Source organism: Prevotella sp. Sow4_E9_plate (genome assembly GCF_052116205.1).
Lineage (GTDB): Bacteria > Bacteroidota > Bacteroidia > Bacteroidales > Bacteroidaceae > Prevotella.
The window spans coordinates 18,146-31,009 of record NZ_JBQKLN010000019.1; the positions used below are offsets into that span (position 1 = coordinate 18,146).

General features: G+C 47.0%; 6 protein-coding genes. All 6 read left to right on the forward strand.

The window, feature by feature from the left end; translation table 11 throughout:
• Nucleotides 1-13 precede the first annotated feature (13 nt).
• Nucleotides 14-2,689: a 4-alpha-glucanotransferase gene (locus ACTQ53_RS09190; protein ID WP_441932789.1), complete on the forward strand. Its 2,676-nt coding sequence runs from the start codon at nucleotides 14-16 to the stop codon at nucleotides 2,687-2,689.
• Between the two features lie 216 nt (nucleotides 2,690-2,905).
• The gene (locus ACTQ53_RS09195) at nucleotides 2,906-5,041 is read left to right on the forward strand and encodes a glycoside hydrolase family 97 protein (protein ID WP_217761968.1); all 2,136 of its coding nucleotides are present in this window, start codon (nucleotides 2,906-2,908) and stop codon (nucleotides 5,039-5,041) included.
• A gap of 132 nt (nucleotides 5,042-5,173) precedes the next feature.
• Nucleotides 5,174-7,144: a type I pullulanase gene (pulA, locus tag ACTQ53_RS09200; protein ID WP_441932790.1), complete on the forward strand. Its 1,971-nt coding sequence runs from the start codon at nucleotides 5,174-5,176 to the stop codon at nucleotides 7,142-7,144.
• 26 nt (nucleotides 7,145-7,170) lie between these two features.
• Nucleotides 7,171-9,096, forward strand: coding sequence for a glycoside hydrolase family 13 protein (locus tag ACTQ53_RS09205; protein WP_294968529.1), 1,926 nt, complete (start codon nucleotides 7,171-7,173; stop codon nucleotides 9,094-9,096).
• Between the two features lie 124 nt (nucleotides 9,097-9,220).
• Nucleotides 9,221-9,418 carry a DUF6722 family protein gene (locus ACTQ53_RS09210; protein ID WP_118066256.1) on the forward strand — a complete coding sequence of 66 codons (198 nt, stop codon included), beginning with the start codon at nucleotides 9,221-9,223 and terminating at the stop codon, nucleotides 9,416-9,418.
• Between the two features lie 315 nt (nucleotides 9,419-9,733).
• The gene (locus ACTQ53_RS09215; protein ID WP_441932791.1) at nucleotides 9,734-12,661 is read left to right on the forward strand and encodes a ligand-binding sensor domain-containing protein; all 2,928 of its coding nucleotides are present in this window, start codon (nucleotides 9,734-9,736) and stop codon (nucleotides 12,659-12,661) included.
• The last annotated feature ends 203 nt before the right edge of the window (nucleotides 12,662-12,864 follow it).

Below are 12,864 nucleotides of genomic sequence, written 5' to 3' on the forward strand. Positions count from 1 at the left end.
CTTTTTGAGTCTTATGATTATACATTTTCATATTTCGTATAAGACAATGTTCGGCGAGCAGATTGTCGTCAACATTCAGAAAGATAATGAGGAAGTGAAGTTTCCTTTGACCACGCTCGATGGTGAGCGCTGGTCGTATGATTGGTGTGTAGAACCTACTCAGCAGGCTTACACCTATTTTTATAGCGTAGTACGTGAGGGCGTTGTTCTGAAGACAGAATGGCTTCTGGTGAAGCATCGCCTGGATATGACAGCGAAGAAGGCTGCGGAATATACGCTCTACGATCACTGGAAGGTGATACCTCAGGATTCCTACTTGTATAGTAGTGCCTTTACTGACTGCATCAACCACCAGGCTCCTCAGGAGATGAAGCCATGTAACTATGCTAAGACAGTCCGTATTATTGTTCGTGCTCCTCAGTTGCGTGATGGTGAGAGACTCGGATTGTTGGGCGCTGGTCAGGTATTGGGTAACTGGAATCTTCAGAACGTGGTACCAATGACTCAGCATATCTATAATGAATGGGCAGTAGATTTGGATGCTACCCAGTTGCAGAGTTCTCATTTGGAACTGAAGTTTGTGGCTGTTGATAAGAAGAAGTCACAGGTTCTTTGGGAGACAGGAATGAACCGTACCATTGACTTGCCGGAGATGGAGGCAGGAGAAGTCGTAGTCTATGATTTAGACCAGGCATTCTTCGCCCTTTACAACCGCAAGCTTGCCGGAACGCAGGTGCCGGTATTCTCCTTGCGCAGCAAGAAGAGTGCCGGAGTGGGCGATTTCGGTGATCTCAAGACTATGATTGATCTCGTGGCATCTACCGGTCAGAAAGTTCTTCAACTTCTGCCAATCAATGATACCACCATCACCCATACCTGGACGGACAGTTATCCATATAGCTGCATCAGCGTCTTCGCCATCCATCCTATGTATGCCGATCTTCATGCACTTCCAGAGTTGAAGGATGCCAAGGCTCGTGCTGCGGCAGAGAAGAAACGTGAACAGCTGAACAGTTTGTCCCAGATAGATTATGAACAGGTAAATGATTTCAAGATCAATTACTTGCACCAGATATTCGAACAGGAAGGCAAAAAGATAATGTCGGGAGCCGATTTCAAGGCTTTCATTCTGGAAACACAACAGTGGCTCGTGCCTTACGCACAGTATTCTTACCTGCGCGACAAGAATGGTACTGCCGACTTCACTCAGTGGACAGACCATAATGTCTGGGATGAGGCTGAGCGCAAGGATTTGACCAACCCTGAAACCGAGGCGTACAAGAACGTTGAGTTCTTCTACTTCGTGCAGTTCATTCTGAACAAGCAGATGCAGGAGGCACACGAGCATGCCAAGGCTAAGGGGGTCATCCTGAAGGGTGATATTCCTATCGGTGTGCATCGTCACAGTTGTGATGTCTGGATGGAGCCTAAGTACTTCAACATGAACGGTCAGGCAGGTGCTCCACCGGATGACTTCTCTGTGAACGGTCAGAACTGGGGATTCCCTACTTATAACTGGGATGAGATGTTGAAGGACGGTTGCCAGTGGTGGACCCGCAGATTCCTGAATATGTCTAAGTACTTTGATGCTTATCGCATCGACCACGTGCTCGGCTTCTTCCGTATCTGGGAAATTCCGGTAGATAGCGTACATGGTTTGCTCGGACAGTTTGCTCCATCCCTCGGCATGACCCGTGAGGAGATTCAGGGCTACGGCTTGAACTTCCAGGAGGATCGCTTTACCCGTCCGTTCATCACCGACTGGGTCTTGGACCGCATGTTCCATGAGCGTGCTGACGAGGTGAAGGAGAAATATCTCGACCGTCTCGACGATGAGCGTTATCAGATGAAGCCAGAGGTAGATACCCAGCGCAAGGTAGAAGCTCTCTTCGCTGATGTAACAGATGAGAAGGAAATCTGGTTGCGTGACGGCTTGTATGCCTTGATAAGTGATGTTCTCTTCGTTCGTGACCGCAAGAATCCGGAACTCTTCCATCCACGTATCTCTGCGCAGCTCGATTTCATCTACGAGTCGCTCTATGATAGTGATAAGGTTGTGTTCAACCGCCTTTACAATGACTACTTCTACCGCCGCCACAACCAGTTCTGGTATGGCGAGGCTATGAAGAAACTTCCTAAGCTGGTTCAGGCTACCCGTATGCTGGTTTGTGCCGAAGACCTCGGTATGGTACCTGATTGCGTGCCATGGGTGATGGACGAGTTGAAGATATTGAGCCTGGAGCTCCAGAGCATGCCAAAGGATCCTACGGTTAAGTTCGGTCATCTGAGCCGCAACCCATACCGCTCTGTCTGCACCATCACCAGCCATGATATGCCAACCTTGCGTATGTGGTGGGACGAGAACATCTCCCGTACTCAGGAGTATTACAACACGATGCTCTATCGTGAGGGACCAGCTCCTCATCCGCTCCCAGGTTGGTTGGCAAGAGATATCATCGCCCGTCACCTGGCCTCTCCATCCATGCTCTGCATATTGAGTGTCCAGGACTGGCTTGCCATCGATGAGAGACTCCGTCTGCCGTCTGCCGATGCCGAGCGCATCAACATCCCTGCCAATCCAAAGCACTACTGGCGCTATCGCATGCACCTCAGTCTGGAGGAATTGGCTGCCAGCAAGGAGTTTATGGAGAACATCACCGAGCTGATAGCTCAAGGTGGAAGAATCTAAGGTTTTGCGAAAGTAATAGCAAAAGTGAGTGCAAAAGCAACAGAGAATGCATGTGCGTGCAAACGTTTGCACCCTGATATACAGAAAAATACCCTCCCAGTTTGCGGAGGGTATTTTTGTTTTTTGTATCTTTGCACTGTCTTAAGAATAAACTGAATATAATTAAGATGAACTAGCAAGGAAACAAAAAACAAGAATAAGCAATAACTGAACAATATGAAGAAACTGAATTTATTAGTGATGGGTCTCTTGCTCCCGATGTTGGCAGCAGCCCAGACCGTTAAGTCGCCTAACGGCAACGTCTCAGTAACTTTCTCTTTGACAGAAAAGGGACAGCCTACCTATGAGATGAGCTATAAGGGAAAGACTGTATGTAAGCCATCCCATCTCGGATTGGAGTTGGCGAAGGATAAGCATGCCTCTAAGGGTATGGAGGAAACCAGCCTGATGGATGGTTTTACAGAAACAGGCAGCAAGACATCGACCTTCGATGAAACCTGGAAGCCTGTATGGGGTGAGACCGCTACCATCCGTAATAACTACAACGAGATGGAGGTAAACCTGAACCAGGCTTCATCCAAGCGCAACATCACCATCCGCTTCCGTGTATATGATTATGGTATGGGTTTGCGCTATGAGTTCCCTCAGCAGGAAAGCCTGAACTATTTCGTCATTCAGGAGGAGCATACCCAGTTTGCCATGGCAGGCGATCATACCGCTTACTGGATTCCTGGCGATTACGATACTCAGGAGTATGAATATCAGATTACTCCATTGACCGGTATTCGTCCAATTATTGCGAAGAACCGCGAAGCTTACAAGAGCAATTCTTCTACCACCGTCTTCTCGGATACCGGTGTTCAGACCTCTCTCCAGATGAAGACCAAGGATGGTCTCTATATCAATATCCACGAGGCTGCCTGCCTGGATTATCCAACCATGCACCTCAACCTGGATGAAAAGACATTGACCTTTGAGTCTTGGCTGACTCCTGATGCCGTAGGCAGAAAGGGATTCATCCAGACTCCGTTCAATACACCTTGGCGTACCGTCCTTGTTAGTGATGATGCCCGTGATATGCTTTCATGCAAGTTGACATTGAACCTCAACGAGCCTTGCAAGATTGAGGATACTTCATGGATTCATCCAACCAAGTACTGCGGTGTATGGTGGAACATGATTGTAGGCACCAAGACCTGGAGCTATACCAACGACCTGCCATCTGTTCGTCTCGGTGTAACCGATTACAGCAAGTGCAAGCCTAACGGTACTCATGGTGCAACCAACGAGGAAGTAAAGCGCTATATCGACTTTGCAGCCAAGAACGGTTTGCAGGAGGTTCTGGTAGAAGGCTGGAACGAAGGTTGGGAAGACTGGTTCGGTCATCAGAAACTCGATGTCTTCGATTTCGTGACTCCATATCCTGATTTCGATATCAAGATGCTCAATGAATACGCTCATTCTAAGGGCGTGAAGCTGATGATGCACCACGAGACATCTTCTTCTGCACTCAATTATGAGCGCCATCTGGAGGATGCCTTCAACCTGATGAACAAATATGGTTATGATGCCGTGAAGACCGGTTATGTCGGCGATATCATCCCAAGAGGTGAGTATCACTACAGCCAGTTGATGAACAATCACTACCAGCGTGTCATCGAGACTGCAGCCAAGCATCATATCATGGTGAATGCTCATGAGGCAACCCGTCCTACTGGTATCTGCCGCACCTGGCCTAACCTGGTTGGTAACGAGAGTGCACGTGGTACAGAGTACGAAGCATTTGGCGGTTCTGTATCTTATCATACCGTGATGTTGCCATTCACCCGTCTGCAGGGTGGTCCGATGGATTACACTCCTGGTATCTTCGAGACCAAGCTTTCTGAGTGGAGCAACAATAAGAGTTATGTTCATACCACTCTCTGTGGTCAGCTTTCTCTCTATCTCGTGATGTACAGTCCGTTGCAGATGGCAGCCGATCTTCCAGAGCATTATGAGAAGTATGATGATGCTTTCCAGTTCATCCGTGATGTAGCTTGCGACTGGGATGACTCCAAGTACCTGGAGGCTGAGCCTGCTAAGTATATCACCGTAGCCCGCAAGGCAAAGGGAACCGACAACTGGTTTGTCGGTGGTAAGACTGATGCAGCCCGCACAGCCGTAGTAAAGCTCGACTTCCTGGATAAGGGCAAGAAGTATGCTTGCGCTATCTATCAGGACGGCAAGAATGCCGATTACGAGAAGAATCCTAAATCTTACCAGATCATTCACAAGACTGTGAAGAAGGGTGATGTCTTGAAGATTAAAGAAGCACGTGGTGGTGGTTTCGCCATCTCATTGCTCGCTAAATAAGTCTATAATTTCCGTATTTCCGTCCAACTTGTCGGGTTGGACGGAAATACGCTAAAAATGAGTGTAGATAATCTGGGACACTTATTCTAGTTTTATTCACTTTAATGTCCTGTATAATAGCAACTTAACAATATGAAAGTCCAAAAACTAATAATTGCAGCACTGACAGCATCGATATTACCAACTTCATTGAATGCCCAGCAGACATTTAATGAGATGATGTATTCCAAGGAGAAAACCATGTTTGTACTCAATGCCCCTACAGCCGGAAAGTCTTCTGTTACCATCCGTCTTTATAAGGACGGACAAAAGGGGAAGGCTTATAAGACGTTGAAAATGAAGAAGATGGGTGATGAGCGATGGGAGGCTACCGTGAAGGGCGACCTCAAGGGAAAGTTCTATACCTTTGATATCGGTAAGGGGGAAACTCCGGGTACATTTGCCAAAGCAGTAGGCGTGAACGGAAATCGTGGCGCCATCGTTGATTTGTACGATACCGATCCGTCTGGATGGGATAAGGATGTGCGTCCTGCCTTGAAATCACCAGCCGATCTCGTCATTTACGAGCTCCACGTACGTGATTTCTCCATTTCTCCTACATCTGATTTGAAGTATAAGGGCAAGTATCTTGCCCTCACAGAGCCTGGTGCCATCGAATATCTCAAGAACCTCGGCATCAATGCCATCCATTTCCAGCCGGTATTTGATTACGCATCAGTAGATGAGACCCAGCTCAATAAGCCACAGTTCAACTGGGGTTATGATCCAAAGAATTATAATGTGCCGGAAGGCAGTTACAGTACCGACCCATATTCTCCGGGAACCCGCATCAAGGAGTTCAAGGAGATGGTGATGGCGCTTCACAAGGCAGGCATCCGAGTGATTTTTGATGCCGTATACAACCATACTTTCGATATCAACGGCAGCAACTTCCAGCGTACTTATCCTGATTATTATTATCGCAAGACCAAGGATGGCAAGTACTCTGACGGTTCCGGCTGTGGAAACGAGACTGCTTCAGAAAAGGCTTTGATGCGCCAGTTTATGCTGGAGAGCGTGAAGTATTGGATAGATGAATATCATATCGACGGTTTCCGTTTTGACCTGATGGGTGTGCATGATATCGAGACCATGCAGGCTATCCGTGAGATGGTGAACCGTATTGATCCTAGCATCTATATCTATGGTGAGGGATGGAGCGCAGGCAGCTGTGCTTATCCTACGGAGAAACTTGCCATGAAGGCGAATACCCACCAGCTCAACGGTATCGGTGCCTTCAGCGATGATATGCGTGATGCCCTTCGTGGTCCTTTCTCTGATGACCATAAGGGTGCGCTCCTGGCTGGTCTTCCTGGACAGGAGGAGAGTCTGAAGTTCGGTATCGTGGGTGGCATCGCTCATCCGCAGGTGGATATGAACAAGGTGAACTATGACAAGAAGCCTTGGACCAACAACCCAACCGAGCAGATCAGTTATGTAAGCTGCCACGACGATATGTGTCTGGTAGATAGATTGAAGGCAAGTATCCCATCCCTGACAGATAAGAATATCCCGGAGGAGATGCGTATTGCCGAGTTGCTTCGCATCGACCAGCTTGCACAGACCTGCGTCTTCACTTCCCAGGGTGTACCTTTTATCCTTGCCGGCGAGGAGATGCTTCGCGGCAAGAAGGGTGTGCACAACAGTTTCAATTCACCAGACAGCATCAACCAGTTTACCTGGACCAATCTGCAGAAGTATCCACAGGCATTCACCTTCTATAAGAATCTGATTCAGCTCCGCAAGAACCATCCAGCCTTCCGTCTTTCTACAGGCGATAAGGTACGTGAGCATCTGGAGTTTTTGTCTAATCAGGATGCCAACGGCAAGGAACAGAGCTGTCTCGTAGGTTTCCAGCTCAAGAACCTGGAAGGTATTGATTCCTGGAAGCATATCGTAGTCATCTATAATTTCAACAAGCAGACTAAGAAGATGCAGATTCCTGAAGGCAACTATACCGTGGCTTGCTGCAACGGAGTCATCAACGAGGAAGGCCTGGGCTTTATCTCCGGCAAGGAAGTAGAGGTCGCCCCTCAGTCTGCCTTGATTCTTTATCAGAAATAGTCTATATATATAATAAGGTGTAAATTATGAAAAAGATAATAGCTTCATTATTGCTTATGGGTAGCGCAATAAGTATGAACGCAGCGGTCAACGTAAGCCGCATTGAACCAACCGACTGGTATGTGGGCATGAAGGATGCCTCGCTCCAGCTGATGGTGTATGGAAAGGATATCAAGAATGCCGATGTTACGGTGGATTATCCGGGTGTGAAGGTGGATAGCATCGCCCGCCTCGATTCTCCTAACTACCTGCTGGTGTATCTCAATCTCGATGGTGCCAAGGCAGGAGAGATGACGCTCAACTTCAAGCAGGGCAAGCAGTCGAAGAAGGTGAAGTATGTGTTGAAGAACCGTGAGATGGCGGGAGACAAGCGCATCGGCTTCTCTAACGAGGATGTGCTCTACATGCTGATGCCTGACCGTTTTGCCAATGGAAATCTGAAGAACGATGCATTCAAGAACATGCGTGACAAGACCTGCGACCGCACGGCACCTAGTCTTCGTCATGGTGGCGACCTGGAGGGAATCCGCCAGCACCTGGATTATTTCAGCCAGTTGGGCGTAACTGCCCTGTGGTTTACTCCGGTTTTGGAGAACGACAGTCCTAATGATGGCAAGAACAGTACCTATCATGGTTATGCCACCACCAACTACTATCGTGTGGATCCACGCTTCGGAACCAATGCAGAGTATAAGCAACTCATTGATGAGGCTCACAAGAAGGGTCTGAAGATTGTGATGGATATGATTTTCAACCACTGCGGTTTCGATCATCCTTGGGTAGCCGATATGCCAACAAAGGATTGGTTCAATACTCCGGAGTGGCTTGCTCCTGAAAACCAGACTCCAGAGCATCAGAAGAATATCGGAACCATGGATGGTGCTGCCAAGGTAAATGACAAGTATCTCCAGACCAATTATAAGCTGACTCCTGTACTCGACCCATACGCCAGCAAGGTTGATCTCACAGAAACCGTGGATGGATGGTTTGTTCCATCTATGCCGGATTTGAACCAGCGCAATCCGCACGTCATCAAATATCTCATTCAGAACAGCGAGTGGTGGATAGAGACTGTAGGTATCGACGGTATCCGCATGGATACCTATCCATACGCCGACCGTGATGCGATGGCACACTGGATGAAGGTGCTTGGCGAAGAGTATCCTCACTTCAATACCGTGGGTGAGACCTGGGTAACCGAACCAGCCTATACCGCTGCTTGGCAGAAAGACAGCAAGTTGTCAGAGAAGAACAGCTATCTGCCAACCGTTATGGATTTCGCCTTCTTCGACCGTATCAACAGTGCGAAGAACGAGGAGACCGATGACTGGTGGAACGGTATGAACCGTATCTACAATGTGTTCTGCTACGACTATCTCTATCCTAATCCAAAGAGCGTGATGGCATTCGTCGAGAACCACGATACCGACCGCTTCCTGGGTGAAGGCAAGGATACCCTGGCATTGAAGCAGGCCTTGGCACTTCTCTTGACCGTAAACCGCACCCCGCAGCTCTATTACGGAACTGAGGTGTTGATGAATGGTACCAAGAGCGTAACCGATGGCAATGTCCGCAAGGACTTCCCTGGCGGTTGGGCTGGTGACAAGCACAATGCCTTTACTGCCGAAGGAAGAACACAGGCAGAGAACCAGATGTTCAACTGGCTCAGCAATCTGTTGCATTGGCGTCAGGGAAATGAGGTCATTACCAAGGGCAAGCAGACCCAGTTCTGTCCTCAGAAGGGTGTGTATGTCATCGCCCGCCAGTACAACGGAAAGAGCGTGATGACCATCATCAATGGCAAGAAGGAAGCCAACGAACTGAATGTTTCCCGCTATGCAGAGATTATCGGCAATGCTGAGAAGGCTACGGATGTAACGAATGGTCGCACCGTTCTCATCAACAAGAACGTGAAGCTCCGTCCTCGCCAGAGTATGATACTTGAATTCTAGAAAAAACTCAAGAAAGTGCCTAACGGTGTGATTTTACACTGATAGGCACTTTTTTCTTGTATTTATTCTTTTGTTTCGATAATTCTTTGTACTTTTGCAAGCAGAGAGTTAAAAACTTAATAAAATGGATGAAGAAATAGGCAAATGGCTATTAGATATATCCAAGTATATAATTACTGCTTATATCTTATCGCAAATGTTTGGTAAAGATAATGATTCCTGGTGGTCATTTATTGGTGCTGTCTTATTGGCTGTTCTATTGTTTGCATTGGGATATTATTTAATTAAAAAAGGAAAAGATAAAAATAAGAAAGGGAAGTAAAATGAGTAATGGATTATTGGCAATGTATATTTTCCTTGCTGTGTTCGCAACAGGATTAGTTATTTATTCTAATATGTCTGATAGAAAAAGACAGGAGAAATAAGTATGGATTACGGATTATTGGGAATGTATATATTCCTGGCTTTAATTATTGTTGGTTCTTTAATCTATTCAAAATGGGAGGATAAGCATCAGCAACAAGAGCAATAAATGGTGATTAGATACATTCTTTCCATAATAGGCATTTTTTTCATAACCTTGAGCAGTTTTGCGCAAGGCAGCCTTCCTAGTCGCTTTAATGTAAGCTACCTCAATATGGCGGCAGGAATGCCTAATAATTTTGCGGATGATATTTTCCAGGATTCATACGGCTTCGTCTGGATCAGTACACATGGTGGTGGACTGGTACGTTATGACGGATTCAATTATATGAACTTCAATCTGGGCTCATCCGGTATCAGTCTGCGAAGCAATAGCTGCCGCAATGTCTATGAAGATCATTTCAAGCGCCTTTGGATAGCTTTCGAGGAAGGTCCGCAGGTGCTCGACCTCAAAACGATGCAGCCTGTTGTTCCACCTTGTGAGAACAGCCTGGTCGAGGCACAACTCAACAAAGTATTCAAGAACTTTTGCACCCGAACATATTGTGATGCAAAGGGCAATATATGGATGCTTTCTTTCAACCAGCTTACCCGTTTCGGCTTTAACGAAAAGGGCGAGGTGAACAGCGTCTTGTCTACATCCTATCCTTATAATGCTCCCGACCTCGGAATCTGTGATGTCTATCGCAGAGGAACGGTTGTATTATGCAACAAAGGAGTGGTGAGCGAGTTTTCTGTGAAGAACAATCAGCTCGTAACAAAGAATATCTCATCCCTGTTTCCTCCGCTCGAAGGCTGGTATGCCTGTGCCATCATCTCATATCATGGCAAGATATGGATGGGTACGAATCGCGGATTGTTTAATAGTGCAAAGCAGGAATTCCATTGCTCTGCTACCGACCATTCGCTCCAGCACGAAGTAGTGACGAGCCTTGCCGTTTCTCCAGATGACAAACTTCTGGTAGGAACGCTCTGTGGCGTAGATATCTTCAATGATAATACCGGAGAGATAGAACATTGGAACACTGCTACGGCTGTGAATCCGCTGAGCAGCAACTTTATCAACAGTCTTTTCTCTAAGAACGGACAGATATGGGTAGGTTCCGAGACAGGTGGTGTTATCAAGCTGGCTCCACGTCAGCTGAATTTGGAATTCTACCGTCACGACCCCGCCAACCCAGGCAGCATCTCTCCCAACGCAGTCAATGCCATGTATGCGGCAGCCGACGGAACCCTGTGGGTAGGAACTGTAGAGGGAGGTCTCAATGCCTTGACTCCAGGCAGCATGAACTTTGTTCATTATACGGTGGCAAATTCCGGTTTGCCGCATAATACCGTCTCGGTTCTTGCAGCCGATAACCGCAATCAGCTCTGGATTGGTACCTGGGGAAGGGGCTTTGCTGTGATGAATCTCAGTCAGCCGGGCAAGATTATTCCTCTGGTGATAGATGCTAAGCATCAGCATTTACTTAACTTTGCCGGTTCCTTGGCTTACGATCCTATCAATGATGGTATGTGGCTCGGAACCAATGATGGTCTCTTCTTCTATGATATGAAGCGCCGCCAACTCATCGAACCTTTCAGGGGATGCCAGAATGTGCGCGGCTGCATTGGTTCTCTGATAACCCGAAAGGGCAAACTCCTGATGGGTTGTGTGCGGGGAATGGTAGAGGTCGACCTCAAGTCGCGTCCTCATGGCAAGGGCGATTTCGCTGTGACGTATCATCAGTATAAACTCGACAATCCGAAGAGTGGAGTCTTCGATAAGATATTGTCTTTCTGCCAGGCTAAGGATGGAAAGATATGGATGGGCAGTAACGGCTACGGTCTGTATTGCTATACCAGCGATAAAAACGGAAAGACTCAAGTGAAGTCGTATACCACCAATAACGGACTTGCCAACAATATCGTGAAGGGTATTGTAGAGGATAATCAGGGTATGTTGTGGATAGCTACCGATAACGGACTCTCTATCTTCAATCCGAAGACCGAGGCATTCTGCAGTTTCTCCCGTGAAGATGGTCTGATCAGTTCGCAGTTCTATTTCAATGGTGCCATCCGCAATGCCAAGGGCGAAATATTCCTGGGCACCGATGCGGGTATGATGGCTGTAAAGGGCATAAACCGTTCTGTGCATCAGACGGGTAAGTTGTGCTTTACCGAACTTCTGGTAGATAACCAGCCTGTCTTTGCCGGCAGCGATTATCTGAAAGAAGACATTTCTATTGCCAGAAAGTTGCGTATCCATGAGAGTGATAAGTCGTTCACCCTCTTTTTCTCAGCACTCAATTATGGCTGCGAGACACAGGGCGTGTACCTTTATCGCATGAAGGGATACGAGAATGAGTGGGTTCAACTCAAGGCTGGTCAGCATAGTGTGCGTTATTCCACTCTGCCAGCTGGAGACTATAAGTTTGAGGTGAAATATACCCCATCTATCAATTCCGACAAGGAGCAGGTGATCTCTGTAGAAGTTCAGATTACTCCTTATTTCTGGAAGAGCTGGTGGTTTATTACCATTCTAGTAATAGGCATCATCGCTTTGGTACAGTATATCTATATACGTCGACTTAATGTGATGCGTGAACGGGAGGTAGAGGCGCTGTATCGTCCTATCGAAGCTGCGCTCAAGGACAGTGATGAACCGGAGAAGCTCCAGAGTCGCATCCAGATGATTCTGCGAAATCAGCAGCGTTATCAGGAAAGTCAGAAGAAGAGTATCGAAGCTGATAAGAAGCAGGTCGTAGAGAATACGCATCCGTTCATGGAAAGTGTCATGGAGGTGATGGAGAAGAATTATGATAATTCCGAGTTTGGAGTTCAGGAACTTTCTGATGCTATGGGCTTGAACCGAAGCGTACTGAGCAAGAAGTTGACTGCAGAAACGGGCTTGCCAACGGCTCAGTTCATTCGTAACTATCGTCTGGATATTGCCAAGAGGATGATAGTTGATAATGGTGCCAATCGCAACATTACCGAGATAGCCTATAGGGTAGGTTTCAATGATCCGAAGTATTTCACCCGCTGTTTTACCAAGCAGTATGGAGTTTCACCTACATCTTTCAGGGACGCCCGGGAAGATGAAAAAGTGGAGAAGATGGCAGACGAGAAACCGGATAGAGAGCAAAAATCAAATCAGTAAATTTGAGAATAGAACCACAGAAAATAGGAATCGCTTGATATAGGTCAAGTGATTCCTATTTTTGTATGTGTGGGTACACAGAGGGTGGATAACTACGTAAAACTACTAAAAACAAGCCGTTTATGCGTTTTGTCCACCTATAATTTTCATTTGTCCACCCTATATATACTGATTAATTGTACTTTTGCCACCGAAAATTTGTG

What these genes read in the sequence shown, in the direction of transcription:
- ACTQ53_RS09190 (WP_441932789.1), top strand. Translation starts at nt 14, where the DNA reads ATGATTATACATTTTCATATTTCGTATAAGACAATGTTCGGCGAGCAG.
- ACTQ53_RS09195 (WP_217761968.1), top strand. Translation starts at nt 2,906, where the DNA reads ATGAAGAAACTGAATTTATTAGTGATGGGTCTCTTGCTCCCGATGTTG.
- pulA (WP_441932790.1), top strand. Translation starts at nt 5,174, where the DNA reads ATGAAAGTCCAAAAACTAATAATTGCAGCACTGACAGCATCGATATTA.
- ACTQ53_RS09205 (WP_294968529.1), top strand. Translation starts at nt 7,171, where the DNA reads ATGAAAAAGATAATAGCTTCATTATTGCTTATGGGTAGCGCAATAAGT.
- ACTQ53_RS09210 (WP_118066256.1), top strand. Translation starts at nt 9,221, where the DNA reads ATGGATGAAGAAATAGGCAAATGGCTATTAGATATATCCAAGTATATA.
- ACTQ53_RS09215 (WP_441932791.1), top strand. Translation starts at nt 9,734, where the DNA reads ATGGCGGCAGGAATGCCTAATAATTTTGCGGATGATATTTTCCAGGAT.